General features: G+C 65.0%; 19 protein-coding genes. 15 read left to right on the top strand and 4 right to left on the bottom strand.

Annotated elements, in window-relative coordinates; translation table 11 throughout:
• Positions 1–108 precede the first annotated feature (108 nt).
• Positions 109–948: a DNA-binding transcriptional regulator gene (locus OKW38_RS29500; RefSeq protein ID WP_184024662.1), complete on the bottom strand. Its 840-nt coding sequence runs from the start codon at positions 946–948 to the stop codon at positions 109–111.
• A 220-nt stretch (positions 949–1168) separates the two neighbouring features.
• Between OKW38_RS29500 and OKW38_RS29495 the strand changes: the two genes are divergently transcribed.
• The 10 genes from OKW38_RS29495 (at position 1169) to OKW38_RS29450 (ending at position 12654) form a co-directional block, all read left to right on the top strand.
• Entirely contained in the window at positions 1169–3031 is a 1863-nt protein-coding gene (locus OKW38_RS29495) for a bifunctional 3-(3-hydroxy-phenyl)propionate/3-hydroxycinnamic acid hydroxylase (RefSeq protein ID WP_429364423.1), read from the top strand.
• 1 nt (position 3032) lies between these two features.
• Entirely contained in the window at positions 3033–3983 is a 951-nt protein-coding gene (locus tag OKW38_RS29490) for a 3-carboxyethylcatechol 2,3-dioxygenase (protein ID WP_429364421.1), read from the top strand.
• Between the two features lie 18 nt (positions 3984–4001).
• Positions 4002–4811, top strand: a complete 810-nt coding sequence (locus OKW38_RS29485) for a 2-keto-4-pentenoate hydratase (RefSeq protein ID WP_429333380.1) — start codon at positions 4002–4004, stop codon at positions 4809–4811.
• A 35-nt stretch (positions 4812–4846) separates the two neighbouring features.
• A complete protein-coding gene (locus tag OKW38_RS29480) occupies positions 4847–5797 on the top strand; it encodes an acetaldehyde dehydrogenase (acetylating) (RefSeq protein WP_429364419.1) in 951 nt (316 codons plus the stop codon).
• Between the two features lie 13 nt (positions 5798–5810).
• Entirely contained in the window at positions 5811–6842 is a 1032-nt protein-coding gene (gene dmpG, locus OKW38_RS29475; protein WP_429364418.1) for a 4-hydroxy-2-oxovalerate aldolase, read from the top strand.
• 101 nt (positions 6843–6943) lie between these two features.
• A complete protein-coding gene (gene mhpT, locus OKW38_RS29470; protein ID WP_429364416.1) occupies positions 6944–8206 on the top strand; it encodes a 3-(3-hydroxy-phenyl)propionate transporter MhpT in 1263 nt (420 codons plus the stop codon).
• A gap of 81 nt (positions 8207–8287) precedes the next feature.
• Positions 8288–9172: an alpha/beta fold hydrolase gene (locus tag OKW38_RS29465; RefSeq protein ID WP_429364415.1), complete on the top strand. Its 885-nt coding sequence runs from the start codon at positions 8288–8290 to the stop codon at positions 9170–9172.
• Positions 9173–9362: 190 nt separating this feature from the next.
• Complete coding sequence (locus OKW38_RS29460; protein WP_184073637.1) at positions 9363–9614, top strand: AbrB/MazE/SpoVT family DNA-binding domain-containing protein; 252 nt, start codon at positions 9363–9365, stop codon at positions 9612–9614.
• A complete protein-coding gene (locus tag OKW38_RS29455; RefSeq protein WP_090807495.1) occupies positions 9608–9958 on the top strand; it encodes a type II toxin-antitoxin system ChpB family toxin in 351 nt (116 codons plus the stop codon). Before OKW38_RS29460 ends, OKW38_RS29455 begins: the two co-directional genes overlap by 7 nt.
• Positions 9959–10425: 467 nt before the next feature.
• Entirely contained in the window at positions 10426–12654 is a 2229-nt protein-coding gene (locus OKW38_RS29450; protein ID WP_429364413.1) for an NADP-dependent isocitrate dehydrogenase, read from the top strand.
• Positions 12655–12842: 188 nt separating this feature from the next.
• Here the strand turns inward: OKW38_RS29450 and OKW38_RS29445 are convergent, their stop codons facing one another.
• Together OKW38_RS29445 and OKW38_RS29440 are read right to left on the bottom strand one after the other, a co-directional pair.
• A complete protein-coding gene (locus OKW38_RS29445; RefSeq protein WP_090807491.1) occupies positions 12843–13070 on the bottom strand; it encodes a hypothetical protein in 228 nt (75 codons plus the stop codon).
• A gap of 360 nt (positions 13071–13430) precedes the next feature.
• Positions 13431–14327: a LysR family transcriptional regulator gene (locus OKW38_RS29440; RefSeq protein WP_429364412.1), complete on the bottom strand. Its 897-nt coding sequence runs from the start codon at positions 14325–14327 to the stop codon at positions 13431–13433.
• 98 nt (positions 14328–14425) lie between these two features.
• Between OKW38_RS29440 and OKW38_RS29435 the strand changes: the two genes are divergently transcribed.
• The 3 genes from OKW38_RS29435 to OKW38_RS29425 are packed head-to-tail and all read left to right on the top strand — an operon-like array spanning position 14426 to position 17421.
• Entirely contained in the window at positions 14426–15730 is a 1305-nt protein-coding gene (locus tag OKW38_RS29435; protein ID WP_090807486.1) for a CitMHS family transporter, read from the top strand.
• A gap of 25 nt (positions 15731–15755) precedes the next feature.
• The gene (locus tag OKW38_RS29430; RefSeq protein WP_429364410.1) at positions 15756–17114 is read left to right on the top strand and encodes an acyclic terpene utilization AtuA family protein; all 1359 of its coding nucleotides are present in this window, start codon (positions 15756–15758) and stop codon (positions 17112–17114) included.
• A 1-nt stretch (position 17115) separates the two neighbouring features.
• Positions 17116–17421: an AtuA-related protein gene (locus OKW38_RS29425; RefSeq protein ID WP_184061648.1), complete on the top strand. Its 306-nt coding sequence runs from the start codon at positions 17116–17118 to the stop codon at positions 17419–17421.
• Between the two features lie 55 nt (positions 17422–17476).
• Here the strand turns inward: OKW38_RS29425 and OKW38_RS29420 are convergent, their stop codons facing one another.
• On the bottom strand, positions 17477–18187 hold the full coding sequence (locus tag OKW38_RS29420) for a FadR/GntR family transcriptional regulator (protein WP_090807481.1): 711 nt from the start codon (positions 18185–18187) through the stop codon (positions 17477–17479).
• 418 nt (positions 18188–18605) lie between these two features.
• Here OKW38_RS29420 and OKW38_RS29415 point away from each other — a divergent pair, with 418 nt between their 5' ends.
• Positions 18606–19937 (top strand): MFS transporter, encoded by a 1332-nt coding sequence (locus OKW38_RS29415; protein ID WP_429364408.1) that lies wholly within the window; start codon positions 18606–18608, stop codon positions 19935–19937.
• 130 nt (positions 19938–20067) lie between these two features.
• A complete protein-coding gene (gudD, locus tag OKW38_RS29410; protein ID WP_184073645.1) occupies positions 20068–21417 on the top strand; it encodes a glucarate dehydratase in 1350 nt (449 codons plus the stop codon).
• Positions 21418–21428 lie beyond the last annotated feature (11 nt).

Genomic DNA, 21428 nt, shown 5'->3' with positions numbered 1-21428 from the left:
CACAATGATTGCGTCGTCGCGACGACGTTTGGCGCGAAGAACCAGTTGCAATTGACGACGAGTATTCGCACGCGATTCTGAGTTGCGGGACGGCTTGCGAATGCCACCTCACGACTTCCGCTCGCGTCCCGCACGCGTCTTGCCCGCTCCGCTCCTCGCGCGGGTCTGCGCCGCGAGTTCCTCGACCATCTCCCGCGCGGCCGTCTGCAACTCGGGCACATAGCGCCGCTTCGCTTCCGCGAGCGACACCGCGCGCGACAGAAACACTACGTTCAAGCTCGCGAGCACGCGTTCCTCGAACACGATCGCGACGGCGACCGCGCCGATCTTCCCCTGATCCGCCCAGTCGCCGTGATTCGAGCCGAACCCATCCGCGCGCACGCGTCGCACGAGACTGCGAATCAACGCGTCGTTCGACGCGAGCGCCTTCTGCTCCTCGCCGCCCGCGCCCGCGCGCAGCAGATCGAGAATGTCCTCGCGCTCCTCGTCGGGGCACATCGCGAAGTACGCGCGACCCGCCGCGGTCAGCAGGATCGGCAAACGGCGGCCGACCATCGCGCGATGAAACGATAGCGGACTGAAGCGGTGCGTGGTCTCGCGGACGATCATCGCGTCGCCGTCGGGCGTGGTCAGATCGGACGGCCACGCGACGCGTTGCAGCAGACGCCCCATCACCGGCGGCGCGATCGTCGCGATGCGTTCGTCGTCGGTGAAGCCTTCGCTCAGCGCGCGCACCTTCAGCGTGAGCCGGAAGCTGTCGTCCGACGCGCTGCGCCGCACGAAGCCTTCCTCCATCAACGTTTCGAGCAGCCGCCGCGCGGTGGTGCGATGCAGGCCGGTCAGCTCGCTGATCTGCTGGCTCGTCGCGCGGCCGCTGTCCATCGAGTTGAGCGCCTGCAGCACCTGCAAGCCGCGCGACAGACCTCGCACGTTCGTGTATTTGGTCACTTGAAACCTCAATCAAATCAACTATGTGCATTCTATGCACAATTTCCAGATTTTGTTGAGCGGGCAGGTGGCCGGTCCTAGACTGCCACCAAATCAACGATTTCATGGAGACGCAAGCTGTTGTCCGCAGGCGATTTTTCGCCATGGCGACAGCCGGTTCCCGCCGCCGCGCTCCGTGAATATCTCGACCCGGTCACTCTGGTCGACATACGGAGACAACATGCCCCAACCGCTCGACCCGGTGGCCGCGCAAGGCCACAGTGGACCCGTCACCACCGACGTCGCGATCATCGGCGCCGGCCCGGTCGGCTTGATGATCGCCAACTATCTCGGCCTGCAGGGCGTGCGCGTCGTGCTGATCGAAAAGCTCGACGGGATCATCGACTATCCGCGCGCAATCGGCCTCGATGACGAAGCGCTGCGCGTGTTTCAGTCCGTCGGCCTCGCCGATGCATTGCTGCCGCACACGACCCCCGATCACTGGATGCGCTTCGTCACGAGCAACGGTCACTGCTTCGCATCTATCGAGCCGCGCACCGACGAATTCGGCTGGTCGCGCCGCAACGCGTTCATTCAGCCGCTGGCCGATCGCGTGTTGTACGACGGCCTGCAACGCTTCCCGCACGTCGAGGTGCTGTTCGGCCACACGGTCGACTCGTTCACGCAGGACGGCAGCGGCGTCACGATCGAAGCGCAACACGCGCAGAGCGGCCGCCGCACGATCCGCGCGTCGTACATGGTCGGTGCGGACGGCGGCAACAGCTTCGTGCGCCGCACCCTCGACGTGCCGTTCGAGGGCCGCACGAAACCGAATCAGTGGATCGTCGTCGACGTGCGCAACGACCCGATCGGCTCGCCGCACGTGTACATGCATTGCGATCCGCGGCGCCCGTATGTGTCGGCCGCGCTGCCGCACGGGATTCGCCGCTTCGAATTCATGGTGATGCCCGGCGAGACCGAGGAAGAGCTGTCGAAGCCGGAGAACATGGCCGCGCTGATCCGCAAGGTCGTCGCCGAGCCGGAGAAGGTCGACTACATCCGCAAGCGCGTCTATACGCACAACGCGCGCCTCGCGAGCAGCTTCCGCGTGAAGCGCGTGCTGCTCGCCGGCGACGCCGCACACATCATGCCGGTGTGGCAGGGCCAGGGCTACAACAGCGGTATTCGCGACGCGAGCAACCTCGGCTGGAAACTCGCGATGGTGGTCAAGGGCGTCGCCGGCGATGCGCTGCTCGATAGCTACACCGCCGAGCGCCGTTCGCATGCGCGCTCGATGATCCACCTCTCCGAGGTCGCGGGCGACATCTTCGCGCCGATGAGCCGCTTCGGCATCAAGTTTCGCGACGCGTTCGTGCGTACGTTCAACTGGTTCCCGGCGGTCAAGCGCTACTTCGTCGAAATGCGTTTCAAGCCGATGCCACGCTATGAAAGCGGCGTCGTATTGCTGGCGCGCACGCCGCGCAAGCATGGCTGGCTCGCGCGCGTGCTCGAACGCTCGGGGCATTCGGCGCCGGGCCGCCTGCTCGGTCTGATGAGCGAGAAGCGCGAGTCGCGGCTCGGCCGTCTGGTGTATGGACGCGACCCGCATTGTCATTCGCCGGTCGGCCGCATGTTCATTCAACCGCGCGTGCGCACTGAGAGCGGCGAGGTCGTGCGACTCGACGATGTGCTCGGCAACCGCTTCGCGATCGTCGGCTGGGGCGCGGAACCGACCTTCGGTTTGTCGGAGCAGGCGCGTGCGATCTGGCGGCGGCTCGGCGGCTGCTTCGTGGTCGCGAAGCCGGACACGCAGATGTCTTTCCATGACGACGTGCCAGAAGACGTCATCGCGATCGGCGATGTGAACACGCGGCTGAAGGACTGGTTCACGCGAGTGCCGGAATCGGTGGTGCTGTTGCGTCCCGATCGTTTCGTCGCGGGCGTGGGCTCGCCGCAGCAGGTGTCGCAACTCGTCGTCGCACTCGCGCGGCAGCTGCATCTCGACCTGGCGGGGCGGGCTGACGTGGCCGGTTCTGGCAACGAAGCAGCGTTCGCGCCCGATGCCGTCGCCACTTTCGCCACCGCAGCAACCGCCGGAGCCTGATATGCCGATGCTGCTCGAATGCCTTTCGCACACGCCGTTGCACGGCTATTACGATCCCGCGCCCGAAGTCGTCGCGGAAGTCGAGCGCGTGCATGCGGCAGCGCGTGCGCGCGTCGTCGAGTTCGATCCCGAACTGGTCGTCGTGTTCGCGCCCGATCATTACAACGGTTTCTTCTATGACGTGATGCCGCCGTTTTGCATCGGCGCATCGGCGAGCGCGATCGGCGACTTCAAGAGCCTCGCCGGTCCGCTGGAGGTGCCCGTCCATACCGCGCTCGACCTTGCCGAAGCGGTGCTCGCGAGCGACGTCGACGTCGCCGTCTCGTACCGCATGCAGGTCGATCACGGTTGCGCGCAAGCGCTGGCGATTCTGACGGGCGGCCTCGATCGATATCCGGTCGTGCCGGTATTCATCAATTCGGTGGCCGCGCCGATGGCTTCATGCCGCCGCGCGCGTCTGCTCGGCGATGCGTTGGGTCGAGCGCTCGCACGCTCGAAGCAACGCGTGCTCGTGATCGGCTCGGGCGGCATCTCGCACGAGCCGCCGGTGCCGGAACTCGCGGGCGCGAGCGAGGAAGCCGCCGAGCGTCTGATCGCGGGCCGCAATCCGTCGGCCGAATCGCGTGCGGCGCGTGAGGCGCGCACGATCGCGGCGGCGCGCGCGTTCGCCGCGGGCGACAGCCGTCTGCATCCGCTCAATCCGGAATGGGATCGCGCGTTCCTGAAGCTGCTCGAAGACGGCGAACTCACCGCGCTCGACGGTCTGACCAACCACGCGATCACGCGCGAGGCCGGCAAGTCCGCGCACGAAATCCGCACGTGGATCGCCGCGTTCGGCGCACTGAACGCGAGCGGCCCGTATCGCGCGTCGCTCGATTACTACCGTCCGATTCCCGAATGGATCGCGGGCTTCGGCGCGATGCATGCCCGACCCGTGACGGCCCACGTCTAACCGAATCAGGAACCCGCTATGACCACTCAAAGCAATATAGACGCGCTGGCCCTGCGCCTGCGCGAATCGGAACGTACGCGCGCGACCATCGCGCCGTTGCGCGACGACCGGCGTTTCGTCGAACTGTCGAACCCGGCCGACGCCGAGGAGCTCGCGTACGCGGTGCAGCAGGCCAACGTGGCCGCGCGCATCGCGGCGGGCGAGCGCGTCGTCGGACGCAAGATCGGACTTACGTCGCCGGCGGTGCAGCGTCAACTCGGTGTCGACCAGCCTGACTTCGGCGCGCTGTTCGCATCGATGGCGTATGGCGACGGCCAGTCGATTCCTCTCGAGCAGTTGATTCAGCCGAAGGTCGAAGCGGAGATCGCGCTCGTGCTCGAACACGATCTGCTGTACGAGCGGCACACGTACGCCGATCTGATGCGCGCAACCGCGTATGCGGTCGCGGCGATCGAAGTGGTGGACAGCCGCATCGAAGGCTGGAACATCCGTTTCGTCGATACGGTCGCGGACAACGCGTCGAGTGCGCGCTTTGTGCTCGGCAGCCGGCCGGTCCTGCTGCGCGATATTGATCTCGCGGCCTGCGCAATGACGCTATCGAAGGATGCGGAAGTCCTGTCGCGCGGCAATGGCGCCGCGTGTCTCGGCAATCCGCTGAATGCCGCCGCCTGGCTCGCGGATCGCATGGTCCGGCTCGGCACGCCGCTGCGTGCCGGCGACGTGCTGATGACAGGCGCTTTGGGCCCGATGGTCGCCGTCAAGGAGCCGGGCACCTACTGCGCGCAGATCGAAGGTCTCGGCAACGTCCGCGCGACTTTTTCCGCATAAAGCATGCACTCGCAAGCACTCGATTGGGAACTCATATGGCAAGCGAAAAACTGAAGGCCGCGATCGTCGGCTCCGGCAACATCGGCACCGATCTGATGATCAAGATCCTGCGTCACGGCAAGCATCTCGAAGTCGCGGCGATGGTCGGCATCGATCCGAACTCCGACGGCCTCGCGCGCGCCGCGCGGCGTGGCGTCGCGACCACGCATGATGGTGTCGAAGGTCTGACTCGTCTACCCGTGTTCAACGACATCGACTTCGTGTTCGACGCGACCTCGGCCGGCGCACACGTCAAGAACGATGCGCTGTTGCGAAAGCTGAAGCCCTCGATTCGCGTGATCGATCTGACGCCGGCAGCGATCGGCCCGTACTGCGTGCCGGTGGTGAATCTCGACACGCATCTCGACGCGCCGAACGTGAACATGGTCACGTGCGGCGGACAGGCGACCATTCCGATGGTCGCGGCCGTGTCGCGCGTCGCGAAGGTGCATTACGCGGAGATCGTCGCGTCGATCAGCAGCAAGTCAGCGGGCCCAGGCACGCGCGCGAACATCGATGAATTCACCGAGACCACGTCGAAGGCGATCGAAGTGGTCGGCGGCGCCGCGAAGGGCAAGGCGATCATCGTACTCAACCCGGCCGAGCCGCCGGTGATGATGCGCGACACGGTCTATACGCTGTCGGAGCTGGCCGACCTCGACAAGGTCGAGCAGTCGATCGAGCAGATGGCCGCCGCGGTGCAGGCGTACGTGCCGGGCTATCGCCTGAAGCAGAAGGTGCAGTTCGACGAAATCAGCGCGAGCGCGCCGCTGAACATTCCGGGCCTCGGCAAGTTCAGCGGTCTGAAGACCTCGATCTTCATCGAGGTGGAAGGCGCCGCGCACTATCTGCCCGCCTACGCGGGCAATCTCGACATCATGACTTCGGCCGCTCTCGCGACCGCCGAGCGCATGGCGCAGGCGCTCGTGCAGGCATCAGAGGCTTAAGGAGACTTCCCGCATGGACAAGAAACTGTATATCTCCGACGTGACGCTGCGCGACGGCAGCCACGCCATTCGTCACCAGTACTCGATCCAGAACGTGCAGGACATCGCACGCGCATTGGACCGCGCAAAGGTGGACAGCATCGAAGTTGCCCACGGCGATGGCCTGCAGGGTTCGAGCTTCAACTACGGCTTCGGCGCGCACAGCGACCTCGAATGGATCGAAGCGGTGGCTGACGTGGTCGAGCACGCTCAGATCGCGACCCTGCTGCTGCCTGGCATCGGCACGATCCACGATCTGAAGGCCGCATACAACGCGGGCGCTCGCGTGGTGCGCGTCGCCACGCATTGCACGGAAGCGGACATCTCGAAGCAACACATCGAATACGCGCGCGAACTCGGCATGGACACCGTCGGCTTCCTGATGATGAGCCACATGACTACGCCGGAGAACCTCGCCATCGAAGCGAAGAAGATGGAGAGCTACGGCGCGACCTGCATCTATGTGGTCGACTCGGGCGGCGCGCTGACGATGAACGACGTGCGCGACCGCTTCCGCGCGGTGAAGGCGGTGCTGAAACCCGAAACGCAGACGGGCATGCACGCGCACCACAACCTGTCGCTGGGCGTGGCCAACTCGATGGTCGCGGTCGAAGAGGGCTGCGACCGTATCGATGCATCGCTCGCGGGCATGGGCGCCGGTGCGGGCAACGCGCCGCTCGAAGTGTTCATCGCGGCGGCCGAGCGCGTGGGCTGGAATCACGGCACCGACCTCTACACGCTGATGGACGCCGCCGACGACATCGTGCGTCCGCTGCAGGACCGGCCGGTGCGCGTCGATCGCGAAACGCTCGCGCTCGGCTATGCGGGGGTGTATTCGAGCTTCCTGCGCCACTCGGAAGTGGCCGCGAAGAAATACGGCCTGAAGACCGTGGACATTCTCGTCGAGCTGGGCAAACGCCGCATGGTGGGCGGCCAGGAAGACATGATCGTCGACGTCGCACTGGATCTGAAGCGCGCGCACGCAACCGACGCAGTGGCTTCATGACCCGGACGCTGCGCGACGGCGCCGCATGCCGCGCGCGCAGCGTTCATTTCATCCAGCAAGGTCGCCGCAAGAGCGACGCTGACTCAACATTGGAGACTTTTATGCGGCAGTCAACGCAAGCAACGCAAACAACACAGTCGACGAAACCTCTTGCCGGCGGCGCGCTGACGATCGGGCTCTGCCTGATCGTCGCGCTGCTCGAAGGCGTGGACCTGCAATCGACCGGCCTCGCGGCACCGCGCATGGCGCGCGAATTTCATCTCGCGGTCGCGCAGATGGGCTGGGCGTTCAGCATCGGCGCGTTCGGGCTGCTGCCAGGAGCCGCGATCGGCGGACGTCTCGCCGACCGGCTCGGGCGCAAGCGCGTGCTGATGTGGTCAGTCGCGCTATTCGGCATCTTCTCGCTCGCGACCGCGCAGGTGTGGGACCTGAACAGCCTGCTCGCCGCGCGCTTTCTGACCGGCCTCGGTCTTGGCGCAGCGATGCCGAATCTGATCGCGCTGTGCTCGGAAGCGGCGCCGCCCCATCAGCGCAACAGCGCGGTCGGCGCCATGTATTGCGGCATGCCGTTCGGCGCGGCGCTCGCGGCGGTGGTCGGCATCATCAGCCCGGGCGACGCGGGCTGGCGGCATATCTTCTACGTCGGCGGCTTCGGGCCGTTGCTGGTGCTGCCGCTGCTTGCGCTGTTCCTGCGCGAGTCGGCGCAGTTCGTCGCGGCGCGTGCAACCAAAGGCGCGCGACGCGATGCGTCGGCGAGCGTGACGCACGCGCTGTGGCAGGAAGGACGCGCGGGCACGACGATCGCGTTGTGGATCAGCTATCTCGGCACGCTGATCGTGCTGTATTTCCTGATCAACTGGCTGCCGTCGCTCGTCTTGACTCGCGGTCTGACGCGCGTCCAGTCCGGTGTCGTACAGATGATGTTCAACATCGGCGGCGGCATCGGCGCGATCGTGATCGCCGGCATGATGGACCGGATGGGCCGGCGCCGCACGGTCGCGGGCATGTATGTCGGCATCGTCGTTGCGCTCGGCGCGTTGCTGAGCGCGCATGGCGGCACGTCGATGGCGTGGGGCGGTCTGCTCGCGGGGCTGTTCCTGGTTGGCGGCCAGTCGGTGTTGTATGCGCTGGCGAGCAGCCTGTACCCGACCGAAGTGCGTGGCACCGGCGTCGGCGCGGCCGTGGCGGTGGGCCGTCTCGGCTCGATCCTCGGACCGTTGATCGCCGGGCAACTGCTCGCGATCGGTCAGGGTGCGAGCGTGCTGCTCGGCGCGAGCATTCCGCTGATCGCGGTCGCCGCGATTGGCGCGTGGCTCGTCGTGAATCGCTCGACACTTCGTTATACCCCGGTGGCCGCGCAATAGCTTTGCAGCCCGAAATACCGCGCGGGTCCGCCGTCAACGGCGACTCGCGGTCACTTGATCCGTGAAACAAAGGAATTCGACATGAGCAACACCGACACGCAAGCAGCGGCGATCACCGAGGAAGCGACCAGCCGATTCGTCCGCATCACCGAAGACGGCCGCGAGATGCAGCTTCACTACAACGACGTGGGGCAGGGTGAGAAAACGGTCGTGATGCTGCACGGCTCGGGACCGGGCGCGACCGGCTGGGCCAACTTCAATCGGAACGTCGAGCCGCTCGTCGCGGCGGGCTATCGCGTGATCCTGATGGACTGCCTCGGTTGGGGCAAGAGCGACCCGATCGTCTGCAAGGGCTCGCGCTCGGAACTGAACGCGCGCTGCCTGAAGGCGCTGCTCGATGCTCTCGATATCGAACGCGCGCATATCATCGGCAACTCGATGGGTGGGCATAGCGCGGTCGCGTTCGCGCTCGCCGAGCCGCAACGCGTCGGCAAGCTCGTGCTGATGGGCGGCGGCACCGGCGGCCCGAGCCAGTTCGTGCCGATGCCGACCGAAGGCATCAAGCTGCTGCAAGGGCTGTACCGCAACCCGACCATCGAGAACCTGCAGCGCATGATGAGCGTCTTCGTGTTCGACACGAAGGCGTTGACCGAAGACCTGATGCAAGCGCGCCTCGCGAACATGCTGGCGCGCCGCGATCATCTCGAGAACTTCGTCGCGAGCCTCGCCGCGAATCCGAAGCAGTTCAACGACTACGGGCCGCGCCTTGGCGAAGTAACCGCGCCGACGCTCGTGATCTGGGGTCGCGACGATCGTTTCGTGCCGATGGACATCGGCCTGCGGCTCGTTGCCGGGATGCCGAACGCCGATCTGCATGTGTTCGGCCGCTGCGGGCATTGGGCGCAGTGGGAGCACGCGGACAAGTTCAACCGGATGGTGGGGGAGTTCCTGGGACGCGGGCAATAAGCAGGGTTGTCGTTGTGGGCGACTGGTGCGTCGTTGCGGCGGCGGGCTGGTTGCCTCGTTTAGGTTTGGGTTCTTTTCTTCGCCGACTAACAGGCGATTTCAAGTTCCAAATGTAGAGTCAATGTAGATACGGGCGACTTGCTGTTTTCGCTGTGAGTATCTACAATGGATATACATTTGGAGCTGGGATATGGAACTCAAGATTCAGAAGTGGGGCAACAGCGCTGCGGTACGGTTGCCGGCCGTGTTGTTGGAGCAAATTCATGCGTCGGTGGGCAGCTCGCTGAACGCGGACGTGCGACCCGAGGGGGTGTTGCTTACGCCTGCGCGTCGCAAGTATTCACTGGATGAACTCGTCGCGCAGTGCGATCCGAAGGCGCCACCGCCAGCCGATCTCGACGTCTGGAGTGAAGTCAAACCGGCGGGGCGCGAAGCATGGTAAGGCGCATCAAGTTCGAGCGCGGCGATATCGTGCGCGTGAGCCTGAATCCGACGCCTGGCAAGGAGCAGCAAGGCGATTTCCGTCCCGCGCTGGTTTTGTCGCCTGCCGCATTCAATGCTCTTGGGGTCGCGCTCGTTGCGCCGATCACGCAGGGGGGGGAGTTCGCTCGATACGCTGGGTTCGCGGTACCGCTCTCGGGTTCGGGAACAGGGACTCAGGGGGTGGCTCTGGTGAATATGGTGCGCACTCTGGACCTCGAGGCCCGTGGCGCACGCAAAGTCGAGCGCGCTCCGGCCGAGGTAGTCGAGGACGCGCTCGCCCGACTTCAAACGATTCTGGAATGACGGGAAAGACGATACGAACTAAACCAATCCGCGGCGAGCGACCCCATCACTTCGCCGCCGGCATCCGAGTCACACTCTTCGGCACCCGCCCATCACTACCCGCGGCGTCGTCCGCTGGAGGGCAGCAGTCACGGCTCGGTGGCGGCATTTGCGGCTCGTCAATGCGACCAATTCGCATTCATCCAAAAATAATATTCCTCAAGTCATCTATAAGATATCTGTCTTAAGACCGGGGTAATCGGCGGCAAACCCTTGCCAGTCCTGGATCGACCCGTTTGGGTAGGGTCTCGCGACCTGTTTGTCTAGTCACATTTAGTGGAAAACGCGCATATACTCTCGGTCGTATCGCAAAACGAAGGTCGCGGGGTTGCGTCGAGCCGAACTGACGCCGTCAGCCGTCGCGTCACGGTTTGCGCTGGCCTCGACTGCCAACGCTCTGTCTATCACTTCCTAGCAAAGCATTAATCATGTCCACACCGCCGAAGATCATCTACACCCTGACCGACGAAGCGCCCGCACTGGCGACGTACTCGCTGCTGCCGATCGTCAAGGCGTTCACGCGCTCGTCCGACGTGCTCGTCGAAACGCGCGACATCTCGCTCGCCGGCCGGATCATTGCCGCATTTCCGGACTACCTGAGCGCGGAGCAGAAGGCTTCCGACGATCTGGCGGAGCTCGGTAGACTCACCATGCGCCCGGAAGCGAACATCATCAAGCTGCCGAACATCAGCGCGTCGGTGCCGCAGTTGAAGGCCGCGATCGCCGAGCTGCGCGACCAGGGCTATAAGCTGCCGTCGTACCCGGACGTCGCGACGACCGACGCCGAGAAGGACGTCAAGGCCCGCTACGACAAGATCAAGGGCAGCGCGGTGAACCCGGTGCTGCGCGAAGGCAATTCGGACCGCCGCGCGCCGTTGTCGGTGAAGAACTACGCGCGCAAGCATCCGCACAAGATGGGCGCATGGAGCGCGGACTCGAAGTCGCACGTCTCGCACATGAGCGATGGCGATTTCTACGGCAGCGAGAAGTCGGCGCTGGTCGCCCAGGCCGGTAGCGTGAAGATCGAACTGGCCGCCGCCGACGGCACGATCACGATCCTGAAGGCGAAGACGCCGGTGCAGGCAGGCGAAATCATCGACGCGTCGGTGCTGAGCAAGAACGCGCTGCGCAGCTTCATCGAAGCGCAGATCGCCGAGGCGAAGGCGAACGGCGTGCTGTTCTCGGTGCACCTGAAGGCCACGATGATGAAGGTCTCGGACCCGATCATCTTCGGTCACGTGGTGTCGGTGTTCTACAAGGACGTGCTCGCGAAGCATGCGGAAGCACTGGCCAAGGTCGGCTTCAACCCGAACAACGGTATCGGCGACCTGTACGCGCGTCTGAAGGATCTGCCGGCTGAAACGGCCGCGGCGATCGAAGCCGACATCAAGGCGCAGTACGAACAGCGTCCGCCGCTCGCGATGGTCAACTCGGACAAGGGCATCACGAGCCTGCACGTGCCGAGCGACGTGATCGTCGACGCATCGATGCCGGCGATGATCCGCGAGTCGGGCAAGATGTGGGGCGCCGATGGCGCGCTGCACGACGCGAAGGCGGTGATTCCGGACCGTTGCTACGCCGGTGTGTACCAGGCGGTGATCGAAGACTGCAAGAAGCACGGTGCGTTCGACCCGGTCACGATGGGCACGGTGCCGAACGTCGGGCTGATGGCCCAAGCCGCCGAAGAATACGGTTCACACGACAAGACGTTCCAGATCCCGGCGAACGGCGTGGTCCGCGTCACCGACGAAGCCGGCGCGGTGCTGCTCGAGCAGCCGGTGGAACAGGGCGACATCTTCCGTATGTGCCAGACCAAGGACGCGCCGGTCCGCGACTGGGTCAAACTCGCGGTGAACCGCGCCCGCGCTTCCAACACGCCGGCCGTATTCTGGCTCGACGCGGCGCGCGCGCACGATGCGCAGATCATCAGGAAGGTCGAGCAGTACCTGAAGGATTACGACACGAACGGTCTCGACATCCGCGTGATGACGCCGGTCGAAGCGACGAAGTTCTCGGTCGAGCGCATCCGCGCCGGCAAGGACACGATCTCGGTCACCGGCAACGTGCTGCGCGACTACCTGACCGACCTGTTCCCGATCATGGAACTGGGCACCAGCGCGAAGATGCTGTCGATCGTTCCGCTGATGGCCGGTGGCGGCATGTTCGAAACCGGCGCGGGCGGTTCGGCACCGAAGCACGTGCAGCAGCTGGTCGAGGAAGGCTTCCTGCGCTGGGATTCGCTCGGTGAATTCCTCGCGCTGGCGGCATCGCTCGAGCATTTGGGCACCGCATATCACAACCCGAAGGCGCAGATTCTTGCGAAGACGCTCGATCAGGCGACTGGCAAGTTCCTCGACAACGACAAGTCGCCGGCGCGCAAGGTCGGCGGTATCGACAATCGCGGCAGCCACTTCTACCTCGCGATGTACTGGGCCGAAGCACTGGCCGCGCAAACCGACGATGCCGCGCTGCAGACGCAGTTCGCGGGCGTCGCGAAGGCGATGGCCGACAACGAGGCGAAGATCGTCGCGGAACTCGGCGCGGCGCAGGGCAAGCCGGTGGATATCGGCGGCTACTACCGTCCGAACGTCGAGCTGACTAGCAAGGCGATGCGCCCGAGCGCGACGCTGAACGCAATCGTCGATTCGGTGGTTTGAGCTCGCGCGGGCGACTGATGCGGTAAGCGCCGCGGCCGCACCTGCGCTGGCCCCGAAAGCCGCGCGGTAAGCACGCAGCACAACCGCGGACAAGGCCGCAAGCAGGACCGCAAATACGACAATGGCGCCTTCGGGCGCCATTGTCGTTTCTACTGTCACTGCTACGTCGCCGTCGGTCATGCCCGTCCTTATACGTGAACGATTTCCCATTCGGCGAGCTTCTCCGGAATCTCGAGCGTCGACGTGTCGAGCTCCGACAGATGCTCGCAGCTCAGACCGCGCGCGAGGTCGTCGGCGGCCTGTTGCGGGCTCGAGAATTCTCCGAGCGTTTCGTTGCCGTAGGTGGCTTCCCAGCCGTCCTGACCCGGCAGAATGTAGAACGCTCCCTGCGTCGAACCAAAGCGAAAGCCTTTCATTTTTAGTCTCCCAGTTGCCAATAAAAAAAGCCGCGATTCGTGACGGCTTCTTCGCAATCTGCGGGATTTGGGTGGCCATGTCGCGAGGCCCCTCGAATCCGACTGCGTGAAGCGCGTGCTCTTGTGAAAGAGTCTACGTCAGCGAATCGGCGGGCAATTGGCATCGAACCGGTCTTTATATTAAAAATATCCGTGTAAAAACAAAGGCTTGTGCGATCCGTTTTGCGATGTGCAACGCCGCCGGGCATCGTGAAATGGCCGCTTTGTGCCCCGCAACATGATTTTTTACGACGCGCGGCATCGTTTCGTATCGTGAAAATTAGGGGCTGCGCGCGACGCGCAAAACGACGCTGTGCGGCCCTATGACGCGCCGAGCCGTTCGATCAGCATCGCGACGAAGGTCTCGGTCACCGGCGGCAAGGTTCGGCCGCGCTTTTTGATCAGCGCGATGCGCCGCGTGAACGCGGCTTCGTCGATCGGCCGCGCGACCAGCTCGGGCTCCGCGCGTACCTCGCGCGCCGACGCCGGCAGGATCGTGATGCCGAGCCCGGCGCGCGCCATCGCTACCGCGCTCATCATGTAGGTCGGTTCGCAGGCGATGCGCGGCTCACATTGCGCGTCGGCGAACGCGCTGTCGACGACCGCTCGCACGCTCGTGCCCTGCGCGGTCAGCACGAGCGGCTCGCTGGCGAGATCGGCGAGCGTGACGGGCCGGCGCCGCCGCGCGAGCGCGTGCTGCTTCGGCAGCACGGCGACGAGCCGGTCGAGGCCCGCATGCAGTACCTCGAGCCCGCTGTCGTTCAGCTCGCCGCCCGTCAGTCCGATATCGGCTTCCTCGTTGCGCACCAACGTGTTGACCATGCTCGCGACGACATCGCGCACCTCGAAGCCGACGCGCGGCACGGCTTTTCTCAGCGCCTGCACGAGCTCGGGCAGCACGCTCGCCGCGTAGGTCGGCAGACACGCGATGCGCACCGTGCCGCTCCCGCCTTCGCCGAGCGCGCGCGCATCGAGCAGCACGTGCTCCATGTCGTGCAGCGATTTCTGCAGCACGGGCAGCAGCTCGCGGCCGGTCGGCGTCAGGGCGACGTTGCGGCTGTTGCGATCGAACAGGCGCAGGCCGACCGTTTCCTCGAGCCGGCGAATCTGCACCGTCAACGCCGGTTGCGACAGATGCAGCCGCGCGGCCGCACGCGTGAAGCTGCCCGTTTGCGCGACCGCGATAAACGCGCGGATGTCCCGGAGATTCAGATCCATGATGATTTGTGATTGCTGCAATCAATTCATTTCAATTGCATTATTGCTGCCCCGAACTTACGCTCGATCACACTAAAAAACAACCTGGAGACAAGCTCATGCTGCCATTGCTGGGGCTGGCTACCATCGTCGTGCTGCTCGGCGCGATCCTGTCCAAACGCATGTCGCCGCTCGTCGCGCTGATCATCGTGCCGCTCGCGGCCTCGCTGCTCGGCGGCTTCGGCTTGCAGACGAGCAAGTTCGTCGTCGATGGCCTCAAGAGCCTCGCGCCCGTCGTCTGCATGTTCGTCTTCGCGATCCTGTACTTCGGCACGATCACCGACGCCGGTACGCTCGACCCGATCATCGAGCGCATCCTGCGCGCGGTCGGCACACGGCCCACGCGCATCGTGATGGGCACCACGCTGCTCGCGCTGCTGATCCACCTCGACGGCTCCGGCGCTGTCTGCTTCCTCGTCACCATTCCGGCGATGCTGCCGCTCTACGACCGCCTGAAGATGGACCGGCGCGTGCTCGCCGCGGCGGTATCGATGGCGGCCGGCATCAATTTCCTGCCATGGACGGGGCCGATGATCCGCGCGTCCGCGTCGCTGCATCTGCCGATCTCGGCGTTGTTCAATCCGCTTATTCCGGTGCAGGCGATCGGCCTCGTATTTGTGTTCTCGATGGCGTACTGGCTCGGGCGGCGCGAGGAAAAGCGCCTCGGTCTCAACGCTGCGAGCGGTTCCGTGCCGATGCCCCAACGCGAACTGACGCCGGAACAACAGGCGCTGCGCCGCCCGCAAAACTTCTGGTTCAACATCGTGCTGACGCTCGTCGTGCTCGGCACGATGGTCGTGATGGGCGAGAAGATTCCGCCGGCGATCATGTTCATGGTGGGCCTGTGCATCGCATTGATGGTCAACTATCCGAATGTGGACATGCAGCGCAAACGGATCGACGCGCATGCGCGCGCCGCGCTGATGATGGCCGGCATCCTGCTCGCGGCCGGCGTGTTCACCGGCGTGATGCAGGGCAGCGGCATGCTGAAGGCGATGGCGCAGGCGGCCGTCGGCTTCGTGCCGCCGGCGATGGCGACTCATATTCCGATCGTGCTCGGCCTGCTGTCGATGCCGCTCAGCATGCTGTTCGATCCCGATTCGTTTTATTTCGGTGTACTGCCGGTGATCGCGGAAGTGGCCGGCCAGCTCGGCGTGCCGGCGGTGCACGTCGGTCAGGCCGCGTTGCTCGGACAGATGACCACCGGTTTTCCGGTCAGTCCGCTCACGCCCGCGACGTTCCTCGTGGTCGGGCTGTGCGGTATCGATCTGGCCGATCATCAACGATTCACGTTTCCCCTGCTGTTCGGCGCGTCGGTCGTGATGACGATCGCGTGCGTCGTGCTCGGGATCTTTCCACTGTGAGCTTCACTGAAGGAACGGGAGCACCATGACAGCCACTGAATCTCGACGCGTCGTTCGCATCGGCGCGGGCGCGGGCTATTCGGGCGACCGCATCGAACCCGCGCTCGAACTCGCAGAACACGGCCAGGTCGACTATCTCGTGTTCGAATGCCTCGCCGAACGCACGATCGCGATCGCGCAGCAGGCGCGCAGCAAGGACCCGGAGCTCGGCTACGACCCGCTGCTCGAAGCGCGCATGCGCGCGGTGCTGCCCGTCGCGGCGCGCAACGGCGTGCGTATCGTGTCGAACATGGGCGCGGCCAATCCGCTCGCGGCAGCGCGCCGGACCGCGCAGATCGCGCGCGAGTTGGGTCTCGGCGGCCTGAGGATTGCCGCAGTCACCGGCGACGACGTGCTCGACGTCGTGCGCGCGGGAGACTTCCATTTCGTCGAATCGGGCGAGGCGGTGGCCGCGCACGCGGACCGGCTGATATCGGCCAATGCGTACCTCGGCGCGAGCGGCATCGTCGAGGCGCTCGCGGCCGGCGCGCAGATCGTGCTGACCGGGCGCGTCGCCGATCCGTCGCTGTTCGTCGCGCCGCTGATCCACGAATTCGGCTGGCGCATGGACGCCTGGCCGATGCTCGGCCAGGCGACGGTAATCGGCCATCTGCTCGAATGCGCGGGGCAGATCACCGGCGGCTATTTCGCGGACCCCGGTTTCAAGGACGTGCCGAATCTCGCGCGGCTCGGCTTTCCGATCGCCGAAGTTGCGCGGGACGGTTCAGTGGTGATCACGAAGCTCGCGCAAAGTGGCGGGCTCGTGACCGAGGCGACCTGCAAGGAGCAGTTGCTCTACGAGATCCACGATCCGCGTCGTTATCTGCAGCCCGACGTGGTCGCCGATTTCTCGCAGGTGCGCGTCGAGCAGGAAGCCGTGGACCGGGTGCGCGTCACCGGCGGTGGCGGCACCGAGCGCACCGCGACGTTGAAAGTGTCGGTTGCGTATTTCGACGGCTATATCGGCGAGGGGCAGATTTCGTACGGCGGACCCGGCGCGCTCGCGCGGGCGCGGCTCGCGCTCGATATCGTGCGCGAGCGTCTCGCGCTGACCGGCGTGCAGACGCGCGAGTTGCGCTTCGATCTGATCGGCGTGAACGCACTGCATGGTGACGCGGCGGCGGCCGGTCATGGCGAGCCGTACGAAGTGCGCGCCCGGGTGGCGGGACGCACGGCGTCGCTCGCGCAGGCGCTGCGCATCGGCAACGAGGTCGAGACGCTGTACACGAACGGACCGGCGGGCGGCGGCGGCGTGACGAAGGCGGCGCGCGAGGTGGTCGCGGTGCAGTCGGTGCTGCTGCCGCGCGAGCATGCGGCGCCGGCTTTCTCGCTGATGGAGGCTTGAGATGAAACTACGGGAACTGGCCCACTCGCGCACCGGCGACAAGGGCAATACGCTCAATATCTCGGTGATCTGCTACGACGCGCTGCATTACGAGCGGTTGCGCGATGTGCTGACGCCCGAGCGCGTCAAGACGCATCTGCGCGACGTGGTGCGCGGCGAGGTGGTGCGCCATGAGTTGCCGGGCCTTGCCGCATTCAACTTCGTGCTCGGCGACGCGCTCGGCGGCGGCGTTACGCGTTCGCTCGCGCTCGACGCGCATGGCAAATCGCTGAGCTCGGCGTTAATGGATCTCGACGTGGGGCAGTGAGGGCATTGCCGGCGGCGTGTCGTATTGCGGAGCGGCCGCTCAGCCCCGCATGTGATCACACGCCAGCCTTCGTCAGGTCATGCGCGCGGCGCAGTCGCTCGCGGCTGTTGCTCAGATGCATGCGCATCGCGGCGCGCGCGTCGTCGGCATCCTGACGCTCGATCGCGCGATAGATCATCAGATGCTCGCCGAGCACGCTGCGCAACACCTCGATATGGTCTAGCTCCGCGATCTCCGCCGAACCGAGCCGGGTGCGCGGGCTGACCGAGCGGCCGAGCTGGCTCAGCACGTCGAAGAAATAGCGGTTGCCGCTCGCGCGCGCGATCTGCAAATGGAACTCGATGTCGTGTGCGAGCGTGTCGGTGCTGCCGCGCTCGAGCTCCGACTCGAATCGATCGAGCGCAGTGCGGATCTGCTTCAGGTTCCGCTCGGTGCGCCGCGATGCCGCGAGCGCGGCCGCGGCCGCTTCGACGTCGATCCGGAACTCGATGATCGCCATCACGTCGAGCATGCTGGTGAGATCGGCGGCGGGAAGCTGCATCGGCTTTTCGGCGGCGGGCGCGAGCACGAACGTGCCAATGCCATGACGCGTCTCGACGATCCTCTCTGCCTGCAGACGCGAAATCGCCTCGCGGACCACGGAGCGGCTCACGGACAGCTGCTTCATCATCGCGACTTCGGTGGGGATGCGGTCGCCTGGCCTCAGCGCCCCGCGGCGAATCTCATCGGAAAGGGTGGCCACCACCTTTTCAGTTAGGCTGCTCATTTTTGTGGCTGGTTGACTGATCCTGCAAAGTATCGCACAGGACTGTACTCGATTCTGCCGCGTTCGGCGGCATCGGCGCGGGCTATTTTTTGCGTGCGGATGCGCGGTTGGGGGCGGGGATGAGGCGGACATTTGCGCAAACGCAAGGGCTGCAGACGACAGTCTGCCAATTGGAGACATCAGACGTCTTAGTTCGAGGCGGATTCCGGGTTGGTCAACAGGGTTCTCAACCTTTGAATCTGCCATTATTTCAAGGCGATCCCTCGGGAAACACAGGGTAAACACCCCATTGGATTTGACAAAAGTAACGCGGTAGACTGTCGTCAGACAACATATCAGGCGTAGAGCAGGGTCTTGCACCCACCGGGTGCGCCGCGCTGCGTTCCACCAGGCCTCGTGGCCGACAGGGAGACACAACTTGACATCAGTTCTGAGCACCGCGCTCGACCCGCTGGAATCGGCGGTCGCGAAGGTGAAGCGCAACGTGTTGCCGCTTTTCCTGATCATGTTCATCGCGAACTATATCGACCGCGTGAACATCGGCTTCGTCAACGCGCACATGAAGGCCGATCTCGGCATCGGCGCGGCCGCCTACGGGCTCGGCAGCGGGCTGTTCTTCATCGGCTACGCGCTGTTCGAAGTGCCGTCGAACGTGCTGATGCAGAAGTTCGGCGCGCGCGCCTGGCTCACGCGCATCATGGGCACGTGGGGGCTGGTGGCGGGCGCAATGGCGTTCGTCTGGAACGACACGTCGTTTTACGTGCTGCGGTTCCTGCTCGGCGTCGCCGAGGCGGGCTTCTTTCCCGGCGTCGTCTTTTACTTCACCCAGTGGCTGCCGCAAAAGGAACGCGGCAAGGCGATGGCGATCTTTCTGTCGGGCTCGGCGCTCGCGTCGGTGCTGTCCGGTCCCATCACCGGCTCGCTGCTGTCGATTCGCGGCCTCGGCCTGCAAGGCTGGCAGTGGATGTTCCTGATCGAAGGCGCGTTCTCGATCGCGCTGTGCGTCGTGAGCTGGTTGCTGTTGAAGTCGCGCATCCGCGACGCGCATTGGCTCACGGCCGAAGAACAGCGTGTGCTCGAACAATCCATCGCGGCCGAACAGGGCGAGCGCGAAGCGCAAGGCGGCGCGCATCTGCCGACGGTGAAGCTGCTGAAGGACCCGCAAATCGCGCTGTTCTGCTTCCTGTACTTCGCGATCCAACTGACCATCTACGCGGCCACTTTCTGGCTGCCGACCATCATCCGCAAGATGGGCGGCCTGTCCGACTTCGAGGTCGGCATGTTCAACGCGATTCCGTGGCTGATCTCGATGGTCGCGATGTACGGCTTCGCGGTCGTATCGGCGAAGTGGCGTCATCAGCAGGGCTGGCTCGCGGTCGCGCTCGTCATCGCGGCGGTCGGTCTGTTCGCGTCGACGTCGGGCAACCCGGTGTTCTCGTTCGTCGCGATCTGCTTCTCGGCGATCGGCTTCAAGGCGGCGTCGTCGCTGTTCTGGCCGATTCCGCAGGGCTACCTCGATGCGCGCGTCGCCGCCGGCGTGCTCGCGCTGATCAATTCGCTCGGCAACCTCGGCGGCTTCTTCGCGCCGGCCACCTTCGGCTATCTGCAGCAACACACGGGCTCGATCACGGGCGGGTTGTACGGTCTCGGCGTCGCGTCGCTGCTCGCGGCGGCGGCCGGCTTCCTGACGCGCAACAAGCCCGGCAATCGCGAGCCGTTGCCCGATTCGTTGCACGGCAACGCGCATTGACTACACTGACGGCTCGCATGCGGCCGTCGATTTTTCTGTATTCGAGTTCTCATCCGGTCCGGTCGAACACGCGCGCCGCGCGCGGCGGCTTCCGCCGGCCGGCCTACTTCATCACACAGGTGCTTTTCCCATGTCCACCAAACCTACCGAATCGAACGCCACGCCGGTCGTCACCGAACTGCGCGTCGTGCCCGTCGCCGGTCGCGACAGCATGCTGATGAATCTGAGCGGCGCGCATGGTCCGTTCTTCACGCGCAACATCGTGATTCTGCGCGACAGCGCGGGCCATACCGGCGTGGGCGAAGTGCCGGGCGGCGAGAACATCCGCAAGACGATCGACGACGCGCGGCCGTTCGTGGTCGGTCAGTCGATCGGCAATCTGCAGGCGATCCTGAACAAGGTGCGCACGCAGTTCGCCGATCGCGACGCTGGGGGGCGTGGCCTGCAGACCTTCGACCTGCGCACGACGATTCACGCGGTGACCGCGCTAGAAGCCGCGCTGCTCGATCTGCTCGGGCAGCATCTCGGCGTGCCGGTCGCGGCACTGCTCGGCGAAGGCCAGCAGCGCGACGAAGTGGAAATGCTCGGCTACCTGTTCTATATCGGCGATCGCAACAAGACCGATCTGCCGTACGCGAACAACGCCGGCGCGCGTGACGACTGGGAGCGCGTGCGCACCGAGAAAGCGCTGACGCCGGAGACGGTCGTGCGTCTTGCCGAGGCCGCGAAGGCGCGCTATGGCTTCAACGACTTCAAGCTGAAGGGCGGCGTGCTGCCGGGCGACGCCGAGATCGAAGCGGTCACGGCACTCGCTGAGCGCTTCCCCGAAGCGCGCGTGACGCTCGACCCGAACGGCGCATGGTCGCTCGCGGAAGCGGTGCGCCTGTGCCGTGACAAGCACGATGTTCTCGCCTACGCGGAAGATCCATGCGGCGCGGAGAACGGCTATTCGGGCCGCGAAGTGATGGCCGAGTTCCGTCGCGCAACCGGCCTGCCGACGGCGACCAACATGATCGCGACCGACTGGCGTCAGATGGGTCACGCCATCCAGCTGCAATCGGTCGATATTCCGCTCGCCGATCCGCATTTCTGGACCATGCAGGGCTCGGTGCGCGTCGCGCAGATGTGCAACGACTGGGGCCTCACGTGGGGTTCGCATTCGAACAACCACTTCGACATTTCGCTCGCGATGTTCACGCACGTCGCGGCCGCGGCGCCGGGCAAGATCACCGCGATCGATACGCACTGGATCTGGCAGGACGGTCAGTTCCTGACGCAAGATCCGCTGCAGATCGTCGGCGGTAAGGTCAAGGTGCCGCAGAAGCCGGGGCTCGGCATCGAACTCGATATGGATGCGCTCGAGAAGGCGCACGCGATGTATCAGCAGCACGGCCTCGGCGCGCGCGACGACGGCATTGCCATGCAATATCTGATTCCGAACTGGAAGTTCGACAACAAGCGGCCGTGTCTCGTGCGTTAAGGACGATTCAA

Origin of the sequence: Paraburkholderia sp. MM5496-R1 (assembly GCF_050436205.1) — a bacterium.
GTDB lineage: Bacteria > Pseudomonadota > Gammaproteobacteria > Burkholderiales > Burkholderiaceae > Paraburkholderia > Paraburkholderia tuberum.
This window is presented reverse-complemented; position numbering and strand designations above follow the sequence as displayed.